This window comes from Flavobacterium hiemivividum (assembly GCF_004349145.1).
Lineage (GTDB): Bacteria > Bacteroidota > Bacteroidia > Flavobacteriales > Flavobacteriaceae > Flavobacterium > Flavobacterium hiemivividum.
The window spans coordinates 31,354-48,219 of the sequence record NZ_SMFO01000014.1 but is presented as its reverse complement, the minus strand read 5'-3'; the positions used below and the strand labels follow the sequence as shown (position 1 = coordinate 48,219).

At 36.1% G+C, this 16,866-nt stretch carries 15 protein-coding genes; 8 read left to right on the top strand and 7 right to left on the bottom strand.

The features are described from left to right. The first annotated feature begins 1 nt into the window (after position 1). A complete protein-coding gene (locus E0F98_RS14400) occupies positions 2–343 on the top strand; it encodes a DUF2853 family protein (protein WP_132112694.1) in 342 nt (113 codons plus the stop codon). Between the two features lie 84 nt (positions 344–427). On the opposite strand, the gene E0F98_RS14395 is transcribed toward E0F98_RS14400, so the two are convergent. The 6 genes from E0F98_RS14395 to E0F98_RS14370 all read right to left on the bottom strand — a co-directional run bounded on the left by E0F98_RS14395 (position 428) and on the right by E0F98_RS14370 (position 8,977). Further along, positions 428–1,048 (bottom strand): TlpA family protein disulfide reductase, encoded by a 621-nt coding sequence (locus tag E0F98_RS14395; protein WP_132112692.1) that lies wholly within the window; start codon positions 1,046–1,048, stop codon positions 428–430. A gap of 83 nt (positions 1,049–1,131) precedes the next feature. Next, positions 1,132–2,229 (bottom strand): efflux RND transporter periplasmic adaptor subunit, encoded by a 1,098-nt coding sequence (locus tag E0F98_RS14390; RefSeq protein WP_132112690.1) that lies wholly within the window; start codon positions 2,227–2,229, stop codon positions 1,132–1,134. Between the two features lie 16 nt (positions 2,230–2,245). Then, positions 2,246–5,404 (bottom strand): efflux RND transporter permease subunit, encoded by a 3,159-nt coding sequence (locus E0F98_RS14385; RefSeq protein WP_132112688.1) that lies wholly within the window; start codon positions 5,402–5,404, stop codon positions 2,246–2,248. 10 nt (positions 5,405–5,414) lie between these two features. Then, positions 5,415–6,794 carry a TolC family protein gene (locus E0F98_RS14380; protein ID WP_132112686.1) on the bottom strand — a complete coding sequence of 460 codons (1,380 nt, stop codon included), beginning with the start codon at positions 6,792–6,794 and terminating at the stop codon, positions 5,415–5,417. Positions 6,795–6,908: 114 nt separating this feature from the next. After that, positions 6,909–7,310, bottom strand: a complete 402-nt coding sequence (locus E0F98_RS14375; RefSeq protein ID WP_132112684.1) for a hypothetical protein — start codon at positions 7,308–7,310, stop codon at positions 6,909–6,911. Between the two features lie 314 nt (positions 7,311–7,624). Beyond that, a complete protein-coding gene (locus tag E0F98_RS14370; protein WP_132112682.1) occupies positions 7,625–8,977 on the bottom strand; it encodes a M20/M25/M40 family metallo-hydrolase in 1,353 nt (450 codons plus the stop codon). 324 nt (positions 8,978–9,301) lie between these two features. Between E0F98_RS14370 and E0F98_RS14365 the strand changes: the two genes are divergently transcribed. Further along, positions 9,302–10,156, top strand: a complete 855-nt coding sequence (locus E0F98_RS14365) for a CvfB family protein (RefSeq protein WP_132112680.1) — start codon at positions 9,302–9,304, stop codon at positions 10,154–10,156. 348 nt (positions 10,157–10,504) lie between these two features. Here the strand turns inward: E0F98_RS14365 and E0F98_RS16260 are convergent, their stop codons facing one another. Further along, positions 10,505–10,630 (bottom strand): hypothetical protein, encoded by a 126-nt coding sequence (locus E0F98_RS16260; protein ID WP_262709003.1) that lies wholly within the window; start codon positions 10,628–10,630, stop codon positions 10,505–10,507. Positions 10,631–10,886: 256 nt separating this feature from the next. Between E0F98_RS16260 and E0F98_RS14360 the strand changes: the two genes are divergently transcribed. From E0F98_RS14360 to E0F98_RS14335, 6 genes are all read left to right on the top strand, one after another. Next, positions 10,887–11,717 (top strand): 1,4-dihydroxy-2-naphthoyl-CoA synthase, encoded by an 831-nt coding sequence (locus tag E0F98_RS14360; RefSeq protein ID WP_074724270.1) that lies wholly within the window; start codon positions 10,887–10,889, stop codon positions 11,715–11,717. 83 nt (positions 11,718–11,800) lie between these two features. Continuing rightward, the gene (locus tag E0F98_RS14355; protein WP_132112678.1) at positions 11,801–12,316 is read left to right on the top strand and encodes a PH domain-containing protein; all 516 of its coding nucleotides are present in this window, start codon (positions 11,801–11,803) and stop codon (positions 12,314–12,316) included. Next, positions 12,317–13,819, top strand: a complete 1,503-nt coding sequence (locus tag E0F98_RS14350) for a PH domain-containing protein (RefSeq protein WP_132112676.1) — start codon at positions 12,317–12,319, stop codon at positions 13,817–13,819. Positions 13,820–13,874: 55 nt separating this feature from the next. Beyond that, positions 13,875–14,837 (top strand): 1,4-dihydroxy-2-naphthoate octaprenyltransferase, encoded by a 963-nt coding sequence (gene menA / locus E0F98_RS14345; protein ID WP_132112674.1) that lies wholly within the window; start codon positions 13,875–13,877, stop codon positions 14,835–14,837. A 14-nt stretch (positions 14,838–14,851) separates the two neighbouring features. Beyond that, positions 14,852–15,529 carry a metal-dependent hydrolase gene (locus E0F98_RS14340; RefSeq protein ID WP_132112672.1) on the top strand — a complete coding sequence of 226 codons (678 nt, stop codon included), beginning with the start codon at positions 14,852–14,854 and terminating at the stop codon, positions 15,527–15,529. A 116-nt stretch (positions 15,530–15,645) separates the two neighbouring features. Continuing rightward, complete coding sequence (locus E0F98_RS14335) at positions 15,646–16,848, top strand: tetratricopeptide repeat protein (protein WP_243699255.1); 1,203 nt, start codon at positions 15,646–15,648, stop codon at positions 16,846–16,848. Positions 16,849–16,866: the final 18 nt, after the last annotated feature.

Genomic DNA, 16,866 nt, shown 5'->3' with positions numbered 1-16,866 from the left:
TATGAGCAAAAGAGACGAATTAATTGAAAAGTATGCTGCAGATTTAAAAGATAAATGTGGTGTAAATCCAAGTATGGATTTATTGAAAAAAGTTACCATTGGTTGCGGTCCGTCAATATATAATTCAGATGCTGCAACGGTAGCCGGAAGTCAGCAAGCAGAATTAGATACGGTTAAAAATAATTTTCTAATCAAAAAATTAGGTTTAGCAGATGGAGCAAATTTAGATGCTGGAATTGACGCAGTAATGGAAAAATACGGGCGTTCTAATGCAAATAAATATAGAGCTGTCGTTTATTACTTATTAACAGTTCACTTTAAAAAAGAAAGTATCTACAATTAACAGTATATTTTAAATAGTAAAAGCGCCTTATGGCGCTTTTTTATTTCTGTGCCATGGATAAATAACATTTCGATTATGCTAAATTTATTCCTCCAAAATCTGTTGTATCTGAACGTGAAATTTTTCACTGTTATAATCAGCGAAACCAGTATGGCGCATTCTAACGATTCCTTTTTTATCTAATACAACTGAAGTAGGTAATGAGCCAGAATAAATTTCTTCGGGAACCTGAGATACCGCTTGCGCTATTGGCATTGTGTAGTTTTTCTTCTCAAAAAACTTTTCGCCCGTGGCGATATCATCATCCATGTTGATCATTAAAAATACAATGTTGCCATCGTTTTTAAATTTCGAGTGAAACTTTTCGATAGAAGGGAATTCGGCAATACACGGTGGACACCAGGATGCCCAAAAGTTGATAAAAACAACTTTCCCTTTCAAGTCAGCTGTACTTCGAATATTACCTTCGTAATCCTTAAAATCAAAATGATTTTCGAGTCTGTTATCTGTAGAATTAACCTCCGAAATTTCAGCGTTAAAGAGGCCGGTGAACAGCAACTGCTTAATTAAAAATGACTTTGCATCTGGACTGAATATTAGAAGTCCAAAGACAATTAGCATTAAAATTGATGAAAAGTGTTTCTTTATTTTATTAATAACTATAAGATTAGTAGGTTGTTTCTCGTTTTTATTGTTTTCGTTCATTGTTATTTATCTTAAATTATATTTTCTAGAATACTGTTTAAGAAAACCAAATAACAACTTGTTACTTGGTTTTCAAAAAATTATTATTTAATGATTCCTTCTTTCATTTCTTCTGAAGGTTTGAGAATTATTTGATCTTCATTTGAAAAATTTCCAAATACCTCCGACAAGGTATCTAATTTAATACCTTCTTTTACAACGACTTTTTTAATTTCATTATTACTTAGGGTAAGAACGAAAGTTCCTCTCTGAGTGTTAAGAATACTTCCATTTGGCACCCAATACGATGGTGATTTTCTTTGTAATTTAAGGTTTACTTCGGCATAATCGCCACCTTGTAATTCTCCAGAAGCATTATCAACATCAAATTCTATAGTTAAAGAGCGATCGTCTCTATTCAAAAAACCTGAACTACGTGACAGCGTTGTTTTGAAAGTTTTTCCGGGCTGCGAACTTATCGAAAAAGTGGCAGGCATTCCTTCCTTTATAGAAGCAGCGTGTTTTTCAGGAAGTGAGAGTGTTAATCGCAAGCGATTACCTTGTGCAATCATAAACAAAGGATCACTTGAACCTGTTCCAGCTAGAGCTCCAATAGAAACATTTCTAGAAGTAATTATCCCATCAAAAGGGGCAGTGATGCGTAAATATTTTTGAAGTTGCGCTGTTCCTGCCGTTCCTGCACTAGCACTTTTATAAGAAGCTTGCGCGCTTTGCATTGCGCTTTTTGATCTTTCCAATTCTATTGCCGCAACAGCTCCAGCCGTTTCTGAAGCATCTAACATTCGGTCATAAGCTTGTTTTGCATACAAGTAATCACTGTATGATTTTTGCTCAGATGACTTGTCCGAAATGTGTTTTTGGTTCATTTCTGGAGCCACAAGCTCCGCTAATAATTGTCCTTTTTTGACTTTTTGACCGCGTTCAACAAATATTTTTTGAACAAAACCACTCACTCTTGCGTAAACCGCCACTTCTTCGTAAGCTTGCAATTCTGCCGGTAATGATATTTCGTACTCTGGTTTTATATGTTGGATCACCGCTGTCTTAAGATTTTGTGCCTTTAACATCGGTACTTCAACTTTTTTTGTGTTCTCTTCTTTTTTATCAGAACAGGCTGCAAAAACAAGTATAGAGAAGGTTACAATCGCGACAGTTTCTATTTTTTTATTTATATCGTACATTTTTTTTATTAAGAAGTTATTTTACAAAGTATTGACTCTCTTCATCATCTGGATCGAGGGAAGGATTTTTAATCACAGTTCTGGTTAGCATGGACGAAAAGAAATGCGGAACCAATAATAGTATTGTCGCTGTAGAAGCTATTAGTCCACCAATTACAGCGCGGGCTAAAGGAGCAACTTGTTCTGCACCATCACCAAATCCAATTGCCATTGGCAACATTCCTGCAAGCATAGCGGCTGCCGTCATTAATATAGGTCTAAGTCTTGACGAAGCAGCGAGACGCGCTGCATTTGCTGGTTTAAGCAACAAGTCTTTTCGATAAAATTCAGCTTGATTGACCAGTAAAACGGCATTCGATACAGATACACCAATTGACATAATGATTCCCATATATGATTGCAGATTGAGCGTGCTTTGTGTTAAAAATAAAATTAGCAAGCTTCCTGCTACAACTGCTGGAACGACAGAGAGAATAATTAGTGGTATTTTGTACGACTGATAATAAGCCGCTAACATTAGAAATATCGCAATAATTGCCACACCTAATCCCGCTATTAAATTGCTTAATGTTTCATCTAATAGCTGAATGGTACCTTCGGTCCAAACTTTAACTCCACGCGGTGGCTCTCCAACTTCTTTAATTGCCTCTTTTACAGCAGCTGAGGCAGTCCCCAAATCTTTTTCGTGCAAATTCGCAATTATTGTTACGTATCGATTGGCACCTTGTCGATTTACTTGTGCAGGAGTACTTACTCTTCTTACCGTCGCAACATCTTCCAGAACAGGTCTCGTACTGCCTTTCTTCAATGGTAAAGATTTTAACTTTTGCTCCGATGACATAGCTGCTTCAGGAATTTGCACTTGTACCTGAAACACAAGCCCTGACTTAGGATCGATCCATAAATTCTTATCGGTAAAACGAGTGGAGGAAGTCGCAGCAATCAAGCTCTTAGTAATATCTTGAACGGTCAAGCCAAATTGGCCTGCAAGATCTCGATTTACTTCGATTTCTAAAGTAGGATAAGCCACAGGCTCGGCAATTCGTACATCGCGCAAGTACGGAATCGTTTTTAGATTGGCTTCAATTTTAGAGGCAAAAGCAAAAGCGGCTTTTAATTGTCCGGCGCCCACTTTTACTTCAATAGGAGTCATGGTACCTTGTCCCATAATCTTTTCAGTAAGTTCCATGGGTTCGAAATTAAGAGCCACTTGCGGGTGGCTTTTCTTTACCGCTATTCTAATTTGTTCCTTTAAATCTTGGATTGATCCAGTGTATAATTCTTTATCAATTGATACTTGTAGAATAGCCTCATGAGAAGCGTTCGTAAAAGTAAAAATCGGATTAATAGGTGAAGTTGCTGGCTGCATCCCAACAAATGCCGATGATATGACCACGCCATTTTCAGGAACTAGTGTTTTAATTTCCTTTAAAACTTCTTTTACGATTTGCTCCGTTTTTTCCAATCTACTTCCTGTAGGAGCTTGGATGCGAAGTTGGAAGTCACCACTATTTGATAGAGGCATAACATCAGTACCTACATTGGGTAACAATAGTGCTACTATACCTACGGCCACAAATATATAAAGTAGAAAAAGTGAGATCGCTTTTGTGGACCATTTACGCATTCGATACGAATAATTAACACGGAACTTTTCGAAAAAAGCACGTTTTCTAGGAGTATTAGCGACTTCATTTTTCTTCATTTTCATCATCCAGTTTGCCAGAATTGGAACAAATGTTTGAGAGGCGATAAAAGATGCAACCATGGCAAAAGCTACTGCCATTGATAAAGGCATAAACATATCTTTTGGTATTCCTGTCATAATAAACGCCGGAGTTAACACGGCTAGAATGCAAAGTAAAATTAGGAGTTTTGGTATCGAAATTTCAATAAGTGCATCGCTAATCGCCCGCTGTTTGGGTTTGCCCATTTCCATGTGTTGATGGATATTTTCAATGGTCACGGTGGCCTCATCTACTAATATTCCGATGGAAAGGGCTAGTCCACTTAGGGTCATTATATTTATTGTTTCGCCTAAGAAATACAGCGCAGCAACCGCGCTTAAAATAGCGATTGGGATCGTTAGCACCACAATTATTGCACCTCGAGTGTCACCTAAAAATAGAAAAATCACCAATCCTGTAAAGACAGCACCTAGTATTCCTTCGTGAATTAGATTAGATAATGAAGTTTCGATGTATTTTGACTGATCGAATTCATACTTTATACTTACATCTTCAGGAATTTGATCCTGCAACATAGGTAAAGATGCTTTCAAATTTTTAACAGCATCAAGTGTAGAGGCATCTGCTTTTTTTATAATAGGAAGATAGACTGAACGTTTCCCATTAATTAAAGCATATCCTACCGTTTGGTCCGCTCCATCTTGAACGTTCGCAACATCTCTTACATAAATGGTACGCGAATCATTTGTTTTTATGGGGGTGTTAAGAAATTCTTCTGGACTCTTTGCCATTGAATTAATAGGAGCCATTAAATTTTCATCGCCAATGCGAATGTTCCCTGCTGGCGATGGTAAACTATTTTTTGTAATGGCAATAGTAATTTCTTCGGCACTCAAACCGTTGGCTTGCATTGCTTGCGGATCTATATTGACAACGATCGAACGTGCGTTTCCACCAAAAGGCGCCGGCGCGGTTATCCCCGGAATGGCAACAAACATAGGACGTACTTTTGTAAGTACTAAAGTTTGAATTTCGTTAATGGAACGCTGGTCACTTTCGAAAACCAATTGACCAACAGGTAGCGAGCTTCCGTCGAATCGAACTACCATTGGTGGAACTGCTCCCAGCGGTAGAAAGCCCATTGCTCTGGAAACAGAGGTCGAGACTTCACCCGCGGCTTGTGCCATGTTTGTTCCAGGATAAAAAGTCAGTTTCATTAGGGTCAATCCTTGAATACTTTTGAAGTCCATACTTTTTACTCCGCCGACAAATAAAAGGACTTTTTGAAATTCGTTGGCCATGAAACCATCCATATAAGCCGGAGAAAGTCCGCCGTATGGCATCGCAATATACATTGCAGGAAGTTCTACTTCAGGAAATATATCGACATTTATTTTTTTTATTGACGTAATGGATAAGAAAACAATTGCAATAACAGCAACAATTACTGATATGGGTCTTCTTAGCGCAAATCTTATTAAGTTCATCTAAGTAGATTTAAAGATTAGTAAAGAGAAAATTAAAATTCGAAGTGAGCTCTGCTTCATAGACTACTAGCATCCAGTATTCTCGTGCCGCTTCTAAATGTGAATTTTCGGAAACTTCAAATAATTGTTGTATTTGCAGCAGTTCGTTCAAACCTATAAGACCACTTTTGTAACGAGATAAATACATCGTATATCCATCGCTAGCCTGTTTTACAGCAGAAGATGTTTTTTCGATTTGTTTGAATTGTTGACTAATTCTAACTTGCACAGCTGTTAAATCTGCTTGCATTGCTTGTTCGTACTGTGCGTGAAGATTTTCTACGCTTTCGGCTTCCTTTGTTAATCCTTGACTTTTATAGCTATTGGTTAGCAAATTTGAAATGTTCCATGTTATTCCAACGCCTGCTAGAAAATTATTGGCATTATTCGAAAAACCATCTTCCCATTTTCCAGAAACATAGCCGTCGTTGTTAATGCTAGTACCTTTATAAGATAATCCACCTAAAAAATGTACTGATGGCAGCGCAGCGCTTTTTTCAACAGCACTTTTAGAAGTAAAAAAGTCAGCTTGATGTTTTAATGTTGTAAGAATAGGATGTGAACTTTCAATTAATCCACTTCTATGTTCAAGATAAGGAACTGGAGTAGAGAAATGATTAAGCGAACTATTGAGTTCAAAAACTTCTTTACCAGAAAGCTCCTTTAGCTTAATCAAGGCAGCACCGCTGTTTCCTTCTAATTTATAGTTTTCGGCAAGTGATTGCGTGTGGGCAGAAGAAGCCAGCAAACTGTCAGCGGCAGGTTTCAGCCCCGCTTTTGACAAGCCAGAAGTGATTACCCGAATTTCGTCTAAGCGTTCCACTGTTTTCTCATTCCAGGTAAGTTTAGTTTTGTTGTATAAAAGCGTGATATACCTTTCAGATAAAAGCTTTTTTAGACTTAGTAAATAAGCGCCTTTTTCGCTATTTTTTCTATTTGTTACTGCGCGAGCGGCTTGATTTTCTTTTCGAAGTTTACCAAAAGAAAAAACTTCCCAATCTGCAACTGCAGATCCAAAGGAGTTTGAAGATAGAGAAGCGCCATGCAGAGAAGCGTCACCACTAACGTTAAAAAAACCGGCTTGCGGAAAAAAAGCGCCACCACCGCCGTTGTACGTTCCATAAGTGCTTTGTGCTTGAGCTTTGACTTGTGGCAGCATATTCGATTTTACGGAGCGCTCATTTAACGCTGCAGCATCCACAGAAGACTGTTTGGCTTTAATTCCAGCGTAATTATCTTCTACGTTTTTCCATAAAGTTCCCAATGTCTCGGGAGATTGTTGTGCATATAAGGGAAATGATATTCCCATGACAAGCCACACAAATGTGACCGTCAAAAGAGGTTTGACCATAATAAAATAATAGATTTTCAGATCAGATTTTGATCAACTAATTAAAAAATTGATGTACAGAAAGATACCATAGCGAAAGGTCTCGCAATGGCAATTCTAAAAACTATTAGGGTATCAAATGATCAGTTTGCGGTAAAGCAAAAATATGGGGAAAGAATCGCTTATTTTTAAGCTATTGTAAAAAGGGTGTTTTCTCTTTTCTTTTTCAGAAACAGAAAAAAGAAGAAATACAATTGCAGCCAAGGTAGCAATTGCTACTAAATTAGCAGTAATCGAGGTTATTTTTACGGATTGTAATAAATCGGAAGCTAAGGTTTGCGAGCAGAAATTTGTAACGCTGCTAGAAAAAAGAGTAGTTCTTTGGTTTCCCATTTGCTCTAAAGCGATTGGAATTCCGATAATTTCCTTTATTTCATTTTTTATGAAACAGCTAGAAAATAGTACTACGGTTATTGCAACAAATGTAAAAAAATGTCGCAATATTAATTTCGCACTATTTTGTAAAGTCCTATTCATTGTCGCGAAGATATGTTTATTGAGAGCAAACACAAACCGCAATCAATATTTTAAGCGTTTTTTAACTTCTCTCTAACTTTTCGGTAACTATTTGGATGTCTTTGTAATTTTTTCGTTTTTTTGGAAAATCAAAAAACTTTATAGGCCTCAGAATATAGTTGAAACTATTTACATTAGTATTTTAAATGTATTTCGCCACGAATTTCACTAAGTAGCACTAATTAATTAGTGAAGGTTTGTGAAATTCGTGGCGAATTTTTTGGTAGAGCAGCTAGGTGCTACAGCATCCATTCTATCCTGAAGTGCAAAACTCTTTAACGAATTGGTGTTGGGAAAACAGGTAAGCTGGCATGTCCTAATTCATCTATTGCTTGAACTGCAAACAGGAAATTATCTTTAGAATAAGGTATTGTTGCTTTTGTATCTTTTACAAATATTGTTTTTTCCCAGTTTGTTGCTGATGTTTCTCTAATCAGGATTTGGTAGCCGTATACTTTTGTGTTTTCAGCTGCTTTCCAAATCAGAGTTGAGAAATTAGTCAGGTCTTTTACTTCTATTCCTACGTTTGTAGGTGCTTTTGGTGCCCAAGCTAGATTAGCCAATGTGGCTAAATTGGATGCAGAAATTTTTCGAAGGTATTCAAAATCCATAAATTCAACTAAATCACCATATTTAACTTCGTTTTCGGTACGTACATCTTGATGCTGGTGGTTGTAGTTTTCGTTCATTTCGCAAAAACGTATAGCAGTAAATCCATTTTGACTGAAGGGAGTGTGATCTCCACCACGTAAAAAACGATCGTTTCTATAGACAAGGTTTACCTCTAATTGGTCAACATATTGATCCGTTACCGTTTTAATATATCGGGCAAGTAATCTAGAAGGACTGTCGTTGTCTCGATTAGTTAGTTTTCGCATTTTTCCTTCTTCCTCCGTTTCTAGGTAGGGAGTTGCTTCGCTAAATACCCTTACTTTAGTATTGTCTCTTAAGTTTGTCCCGCTAGACAAGCTGTTTCCTATCATGTCGTTGTTGATCATTGCCACAATATTCCAGTTTTCTTTTTTGGCAAGTTCTGCTAAGTGTCTGGCACCATACAATCCTTGTTCTTCGCCTGTTACCGCAACAAAAATGATAGTGTAAGGGAATGACCTTTTACTCATAATTTTAGCTAGTTCCATCATTGCCGCGACACCTGAACCATCATCGTTAGCGCCCGGTGCATCTGATTTCGTATCCATAACATCCGAAACTCGGGAGTCGAGATGACCACTGATAATCAGTACGCGATCATCGCTAGAATCTGTTCCTTTTAATGTCGCCATAACATTTCCTAGTTGGCTGTCGACTGCTATGCGTCTTCCATCTGCTTTTATGGTGAAATAATCGATTTTTGAAGTCAATTTTCCGTTTGATTCTAATGCATATTTTTCGAATTCAGATTGTACCCATCGTTGAGCTGCGCCAATTCCGCGCGTTTTACTTTTAGTATCGCTTAAAGTATGTCTAGTTCCAAAAGAAACGAGTTTTACTACTGTATTTTCAAGGTTTTCAGCTTTGATTTCAGTAATCATTTTTTTGATTTCGGGATCGTCAACGGTTATTTGGGCGAAGCTCATTTGAGTGAAAAGCAATAAAGCAAAGAGGGAATAAAGAGGATTTAGTTTCATTTATTTTTTGGTGTTTTATTTAAAGAATTTAAAATTAGGTAAAAAAAGAAAGTTAATAGCTAGTAAAATTAATTTTAATAGTTGTTTAATGAATTTTTTATTGGTTTACTAAGGAACAAAACGCTGTAATCTAGCCCCGATAGCAGTAAGTATCCTTTTTGGGCTGGGGTTTAGCCCAAAAGATACTACGGATAGCGGGACTAATCGTTATTGAGAGTGATACTTTTTTTTGCTTCAAAAAAGGAAAATACAAGGGAATTATAAGAAGGAATGGGGTTACTATTTTCAAACTTCGTACCTTTGCGGCTTAGAAAATACAAGAAAATGATTGAAATAGGAAAATACAATACGCTTACAATACTTCGTGACACAAAAGTTGGTTTATTTCTGGGTACTCCAGAGACAGATCCTGAGGGAATACACGACATACTTTTACCTAATAAATATGTACCTAACGAATTTGAGATAGGTGAGGAGTTGATTGTATTTGTTTATTTAGATCATGAAGAACGTCCTGTAGCTACCACTTTAGAGCCTTATATTTTATTGAATGAATTTGCACTATTACGTGTGAATTACACCAATCAAATAGGTGCTTTTATGGATTGGGGAATGGAAAAAGATATTTTGGTTCCGTTTAAAGAGCAAGCTCGTCCTATGGAAAAAGGTAAGCGCTACTTGGTGTACCTTTATATGGATGAAAAAACCAATCGATTAGTAGCTTCAAGTAAGACGAATCAATTTCTTAAAAACGAAGAACTTACGGTTGAAAAAGGTGAGGAAGTTGAATTAATAGTTTCGCATATTACCGAGATAGGAATTAACGTAATTATCAACGAACGTCACAAAGGTTTGCTTTATAAAGATGAGGTTTATGATGATGCGATTCGTACGGGAGATCGTATGCGCGGGTACATAAAAAACATTCGTCCTGACAATAAAATTGATGTTTCGTTGCAAATACAAGGATATCAAAGCATCGAACCCAATGCAGATATAATTTTGGATGAATTAAGAGCAAGTCGTGGTTTTTTAAGACTAACTGATAACTCCCACCCAGAAGACATTAAGACCGTTTTGAAAATGAGTAAGAAAACGTTCAAGAAAGCAATTGGTGCTCTTTATAGAGAAAAACTAATCGAAATCAAAGAAGACGGAATATACCTGATTAAGGAATAAAAAAAAGAAAGACTAATCGAAAACGGTTAGTCTTTCTCTTTTAAGTGTCGTTTCGTAAAATATAAAACGGCACCAAAATAATTACAATTTCATTTTTTAGTGTAACTTTTTGCTTTTGTACATAGTAGTTTATTATAAACACTATTTTTAAAATATTGACTTAAGCATAAAAGTACTTCAATGAATACTTGTCTTTAGATGTAGAAAACATATACTTAGTAGCAAAGAATTAATTTCACATTAAAAGCCATTGGTTTTGTATATATATTTAAAGATTATTTCTCTATTATTCATAAGCTTACAAATTAAGCAATCGAGAAATGAATTCTTCTTTTTTAACCGTCGGTGTTACTCTTTATCTATTGCTGACGAAATAAATGATTTTCTCATTTGCTCGATTGTCAAGGATGTAGAATTAGTAGTATAATTTAGTACCATAGAACAAGGAGCGACAAAAATTTTAATCGAATTCAAATTATTCTTTTTTTAGGTTAATAAATCAGTGAATTTTTTAAAATAAAGAAGTAGAATTTAATTGTATCCTACTGATTATCTTGGTTTAAAATTAGTAATTATATCAATTGGTAGTTGTTAATAATTAGTTTTTTTTGAAACTTTAACACTTTACAGCCGTTTATTTCTAGAAGGATTTCCAAAGCTTCCCAACTAGAATAGTATATAATGTAAAAAATGATTTATTTTTACACTTCAATAATTTAAAACAATTATAATGGATTGGATAACTGCAAAAGAATACGAAGATATCACCTATAAAAAATGCAATGGAGTTGCCAGAATAGCGTTCAACAGACCTGATGTGCGCAATGCATTTCGTCCAAAAACTACGGCGGAACTTTACAATGCATTTTATGATGCGCAAGAAGACACTTCCATCGGGGTTGTTTTACTTTCTGCCGAAGGGCCTTCGTCTAAAGATGGAGTTTATTCTTTTTGCAGCGGTGGAGATCAAAACGCAAGAGGGCATCAAGGGTACGTAGGAGAGGACGGTCAACATCGCTTGAATATATTAGAAGTACAACGATTGATACGTTTTATGCCAAAGGTGGTAATTGCGGTAGTTCCTGGTTGGGCTGTTGGTGGCGGTCATAGCTTACATGTTGTATGCGATTTGACATTGGCTAGTAAAGAGCACGCTATCTTTAAACAAACAGATGCCGATGTAACGAGTTTTGACGGTGGCTATGGTTCTGCTTACCTTGCAAAAATGGTAGGGCAGAAAAAAGCACGTGAAATTTTCTTTCTAGGACGCAACTATTCTGCTCAGGATGCAATGGATATGGGGATGGTTAATGCTGTTATTCCGCATGCTGAATTAGAAGATACAGCTTATGAATGGGCGCAAGAGATATTAGGGAAATCACCAATGGCGATCAAGATGCTGAAATTTGCCATGAATCTTACTGATGACGGAATGGTAGGTCAACAAGTTTTTGCTGGTGAAGCGACTCGATTAGCTTATATGACTGAAGAAGCTAAAGAAGGCAGAAATGCATTTCTTGAAAAGCGTAAGCCGAATTTTGAAAAGAAATGGTTGCCGTAAGTAGGTTTGGAATTTAAGGCTTAGAGTTGGTTTATAAAACGGGCTTTCAATTTATTGAATGCTAAATTTTAATTAAATAATAAATGGAGAACTTCTCAAACGAGACTATCGATACTACGCAGCTTCCTAAATTTGAAGAAGTGCAATTTTCTGTTTTACATTCCGATTATTGGAAAGTGAGTCTGTTAAATGTAATTATCTTTTTTCTAATAGCAGGAACAGGTCTGGGGCTATTGCTGTTTTTTAATAGAGAACTATTGGTTTTTGCAGTCGAAATTTCGGTGACTTATTTTGTTTTACTTTCTGTTGTTTTGTTGCTTTCGAGAATTAGCTTTAAGAGAAAAGGATTTGCTTTCAGGACTCATGATGTGCTTTTTAGATATGGAATAATAGCGACAAATACGGTTGTAATTCCTTATAATAGAGTGCAACACGTAGCTTTACATGAAGGATTACTATCTCGATATTTTGGATTAGCAAAAGTTGAAGTTTTTACTGCGGGTGGTAGTTCGAGTGATATTGAAATTCCTGGAATTAAAAAAGAGCAGGCCGAAAATATCAAACAGCTGTTGATGGGGAAAATTCAAAAGCAACTGTAAATGGAGGATTTTTTATACCAGCCTCAACGGCAATCCTCTATTGGGATTTTGATTCTTTTTGTTGATACGGTTCAAAAATGGGGTCGTGGTTTGTGGCCTATAGCGGTGATTTGGCTTTTTAAATTCGATGAGCTCAACAAAGTATATTTATTGTTAGGTTCGATTCTAGTGGTGATCATAATTGGAATTGTCGCCTACTTAAAATACCTAAACTTTACTTTTTATTTAGATAAGGAGAATGAGGAATTTATTATTAGCGAAGGAATTTTAAATAAAACAAAGACCATTATTCAGCTGGATAAAATTCAACAAGTAGATATAAATCAGTCTTTGATACAGCGACTGATTGGTGTTTATGAATTGAATGTCGACACAGCAGGAAGTGCTGAAAAAGAAGGAAAGATTAAAGCAATTTCGCATTCCTTGGCTTTGGCTTTAAAGGGAAGATTATTGGAAAGCGATAAAAAAACTACCGTTTTATCAGAGGAGCAGGTTGTTTTGGAAACGGAAAGTGCCGAGAAAGATTCTTTTATTAAGATTAGCTTTTTGAGTTTGTTGAAAGTGGGAATCACTTCTAATTATGTAAAAACGCTGGGATTAATACTGGCTTTTTTCATGACTGTCTATGAAAACAGTAAAAACTTTCTAGCCGAGTCTGAATTTAAAGAAGAACAGTTTGATGCTTATGTTGCCCAACGTTCCGTTATCAGTTCGATTGTGTTGTTTTTTATTGTAATGTTTGCTTTGGTATTAATTATAAATCTACTTCGAGTTGTTTTTAAGTATTTCGACTATAAGGTGGCGAAGCAAAACGGTTCTTTGCTGCTTACTTTTGGTTTATTGAGTACGAAGAATACCATTGTGAAACCAGAAAAAGTACAGATTACCACCATAACGAGTAATTATTTTCAGAAGAAAATGAATATTCTCGAAATTAAAATTAAACAAGCGACCAGTAGTGATAAAGAGAATAGCAAGACTGTAATTGAAATTCCGGGTTGTAATAAAACTGAAAAAGAAGCGATTTTTGACTTATTATTTGGTAAAATACCTCAAAAAGGAGTTGTTTTAAAGCCAAATTACCGCAAGCTAGTCTTTTCGATATTTCTGTCGATGGTGCTGCCGACAGTCGCTTTTTTTGCTTTTGCAAAATATATTCAGCCCGCATTTTTTGATTATGCATATGGGGTTTTATTGTACTTGTTGTTTGTGGGCGTAATTGTTTATTTTGGATTTCAGAACAATAGGCTGTATATTAACAATGATTTTATAATCAAACAAGTGGGTGCTTGGGATATTGATAATATGATAATTGAACCTAGTAAAATCCAGGCCATTACCACTTCTCAGTTGTTTTGGCACAAGAAGGCTGATATTGGTTCGATAATAATACATACAGCAGGAGGAAATCTCGCTTTTCAATTAGGTGATTTTAGCACAGTGAAACACTATGTTAATCTGTGGTTGTATAAGATAGAAACATCTAACAATAACTGGATGTAAGCCATTAAAAAAGGCTTAAAATAAAAATTTAAAAAATATAATTAAATAAAATAAAATGAGACATTGGATTGAAGCAGCGCGAATTAGAACATTACCATTATCTGTTTCTGGAATAATAGTAGGAAGTATGTATGCATTGGCAAACCCAACAGACAATATACTTACCCCAACAGAAGTTTTTAATTGGCGGATTTTTGGTTTTGCTATTTTAACGACGCTCGGATTGCAAATCTTATCTAATTTTGCCAATGATTATGGTGATGGGATAAAAGGAACGGATAATGAGGACAGGGTAGGGCCAAAAAGAGCGATTCAAAGCGGGGTGATTACTCCACAAGCAATGAAAGTAGCAATTATAATTACAGCCTTGCTAACATTACTTTCTGCAATATTGTTGATTTATTTTGCTTTCACTGACACCAATATTTACTACTCATTATTCTATTTGGTATTGGGGATCCTCGCTATTTTATCAGCAATTCGATACACCATTGGTTCAAAAGCTTATGGTTATAGAGGGTTTGGCGATGTATTTGTATTTGTGTTTTTTGGACTAGTGAGTACATTAGGGGTAAATTTTTTATATTCAGAACAAATCGATATCGAACTCTTATTACCAGCAGCGGCTATAGGATTCTTGAGTGTAGGTGTTTTGAATTTGAATAATATGCGTGATGAAGAATCAGACAGAAAAGTAGGTAAGAATACTCTGGTTGTTAAAATGGGTGGAAAAAAAGCGAAACTGTATCATTATTTTTTGGTCATTTTTTCTATGATTTTAGTATTAGTTTTTGCTTTGATTAATAACTTTAAATTTGATCAATACTTGTTTTTACTGGCTTATCTTCCTTTAACTAATCATTTAATTACTGTTTATAAAAACAAAAATGCCAAGGCATTAGATCCCGAATTGAAAAAATTGGCGCTAAGCACATTTTTGCTTTCGGTATTGCTGGCCTTATGTATGATTTATTTCTTTTCAGATATCATTGTGAATACTCTTTTAGGAGGGCGATAATTAAACTATAAATTATGAAAATAACATTTTACGGACATGCCGCACTTGGTATCAAGGTAGGCGGAAAACACATCTTAGTAGATCCTTTCATTTCTGGAAATCCATTAGCGGAGCATATCGATATCAGTACGTTGAAGGCTGATTATATTTTGCTGACACATGCGCACGGCGATCATATTCTGGATGTAGAAGCGATTGCAAAACGCACAAACGCAGTCATCGTTTCAAATGCGGAAATCGCGGGTTATTATGCGACTAAAGGATTGCAAGCACATCCTATGAATCACGGCGGAAGCTGGAATTTTGATTTCGGGAAAGTGAAATATGTAAATGCTGTTCATTCTAGTTCGTTTCCAGACGGTTCTAACGGAGGCAATCCGGGCGGTTTTGTAATTGAGGGCGAACATAAAAACATTTATATCGCGGGAGATACTGCCCTTACAATGGATATGAAGTTGATCCCCATGCGTACCAAGCTTGATTTAGCAATTCTTCCTATAGGCGATAATTTTACTATGGATGTCGAGGATGCAATTTTAGCGTCAGACTTTGTGGAATGCGATAAGGTATTGGGTTATCACTATGATACCTTTGGTTATATCGAAATCGATCATAAAGAAGCCATTCAAAAGTTTTTCAATAAAGGAAAAGATCTGATGTTGCTAAAAATAGGCGAGAGCATCGAATTATAAAATGATTTAGGAGCTATTTCCAGCTGTACGTTGCAATCTTATGTGCCTAACCCAGGCACATAAGGATTTCCACTTCCATCTGGGCTAGTTTCGTAAATTAAATACAAGAAGCACCAGTGAATAGAATAGTTTTTCTGCTATTGATTAGCATTTTTTATCAGTCGGGATTTGCTCAGCAAGACGGTTATTGGGACAAAGACAGAGCGACAACAAAAGAAATTATTGTTTCTGCCCGAGACAGAATTGTCATCAAAACCGACGATTTCCCTGTTGGAACCACGGAGTTGATCTATCGAATTACACTTTTAGACGACAACCAGAAAATGGCCGGCAGTTTAGTTTCGGTTTTAAAAGCTATTCCAGATCCTACAGGGATCAGTCAAGGTTCTGCGGGTGCAGTTTTTTTGCTTTCTCGCATTTCAGGAGATGACAAAAGTAAGTATGCTGTTTTCTCGTCAAACGAACTGGCGTTAGCCTATCAAAAAAGCGGTAAAATGGATCAGGCTTGCTTAGCGCAAGAATCGCCGCTGAGCAAGGATGCTAAACGATTATCAATCGATAAATCATCGTGTTTAAAAAGCGCAACTAGAAATTTATGGTTTGGTTTCGAAAGTTCAAATTGGATTATGAAACAAAAAATCGTTCTAGAAGTCGTGCCCTGGGTAGATACTAAATTAAGTAGAGGCTGGACATTAGAAAATAGAAAATTTGTGATCAATCAATGTAAAACCTCGGCCTTAGCCAGGAAATTGGCTAATTCTGATGATTTTTGTATTTGTATTCAAGAGAAAATTCAAAAGAAATATAAGTTTCAGGAATTTCAGGATCTTCTTGCTATAGAGCAAGCGAAGGCGTATAAAGAGAGTGGGGAGAGCTGTGTTAACGAAACAGGCGTTTCTAGCGGTATTTATGCTGATTTGCGTACCCAGGCTGCAGTTTTTACTAAGAGAGGCGAATATGGCCGCGCTATTGAGCAGTATCTCAGAATAATTAACGATAAGAAAGCAACAGCTATTGATTATGCAAATATTGGTTACGCATATATTATAACCAAGCAATACGGCAAAGCAATAAAATTCTTGCAGGAAGGCGAGAAGCTGGATGATACTGAGTTATTGGTAAAACTAAATTTGGCGCACGCTTATTTGTTGAATGATGAATATCGAAATGCAAAATCCATTTACAAAGAATATCAATCTCAAAATGTGAACGAAAGCCTGAGTTGGACTCAAAAAATAAAACAAGATTTTACTTCTTTTAAAAAGGCAGGAATTAAAAATGATGATTTTGAGAGAGTTTTGAAGTTGTTGTCAAATTGAAAAACAGGAATAAAGTAA

What these genes read in the sequence shown, in the direction of transcription:
- E0F98_RS14400 (WP_132112694.1), top strand. Translation starts at nt 2, where the DNA reads ATGAGCAAAAGAGACGAATTAATTGAAAAGTATGCTGCAGATTTAAAA.
- E0F98_RS14395 (WP_132112692.1), bottom strand. Translation starts at nt 1,048, where the DNA reads ATGAACGAAAACAATAAAAACGAGAAACAACCTACTAATCTTATAGTT.
- E0F98_RS14390 (WP_132112690.1), bottom strand. Translation starts at nt 2,229, where the DNA reads ATGTACGATATAAATAAAAAAATAGAAACTGTCGCGATTGTAACCTTC.
- E0F98_RS14385 (WP_132112688.1), bottom strand. Translation starts at nt 5,404, where the DNA reads ATGAACTTAATAAGATTTGCGCTAAGAAGACCCATATCAGTAATTGTT.
- E0F98_RS14380 (WP_132112686.1), bottom strand. Translation starts at nt 6,794, where the DNA reads ATGGTCAAACCTCTTTTGACGGTCACATTTGTGTGGCTTGTCATGGGA.
- E0F98_RS14375 (WP_132112684.1), bottom strand. Translation starts at nt 7,310, where the DNA reads ATGAATAGGACTTTACAAAATAGTGCGAAATTAATATTGCGACATTTT.
- E0F98_RS14370 (WP_132112682.1), bottom strand. Translation starts at nt 8,977, where the DNA reads ATGAAACTAAATCCTCTTTATTCCCTCTTTGCTTTATTGCTTTTCACT.
- E0F98_RS14365 (WP_132112680.1), top strand. Translation starts at nt 9,302, where the DNA reads ATGATTGAAATAGGAAAATACAATACGCTTACAATACTTCGTGACACA.
- E0F98_RS14360 (WP_074724270.1), top strand. Translation starts at nt 10,887, where the DNA reads ATGGATTGGATAACTGCAAAAGAATACGAAGATATCACCTATAAAAAA.
- E0F98_RS14355 (WP_132112678.1), top strand. Translation starts at nt 11,801, where the DNA reads ATGGAGAACTTCTCAAACGAGACTATCGATACTACGCAGCTTCCTAAA.
- E0F98_RS14350 (WP_132112676.1), top strand. Translation starts at nt 12,317, where the DNA reads ATGGAGGATTTTTTATACCAGCCTCAACGGCAATCCTCTATTGGGATT.
- menA (WP_132112674.1), top strand. Translation starts at nt 13,875, where the DNA reads ATGAGACATTGGATTGAAGCAGCGCGAATTAGAACATTACCATTATCT.
- E0F98_RS14340 (WP_132112672.1), top strand. Translation starts at nt 14,852, where the DNA reads ATGAAAATAACATTTTACGGACATGCCGCACTTGGTATCAAGGTAGGC.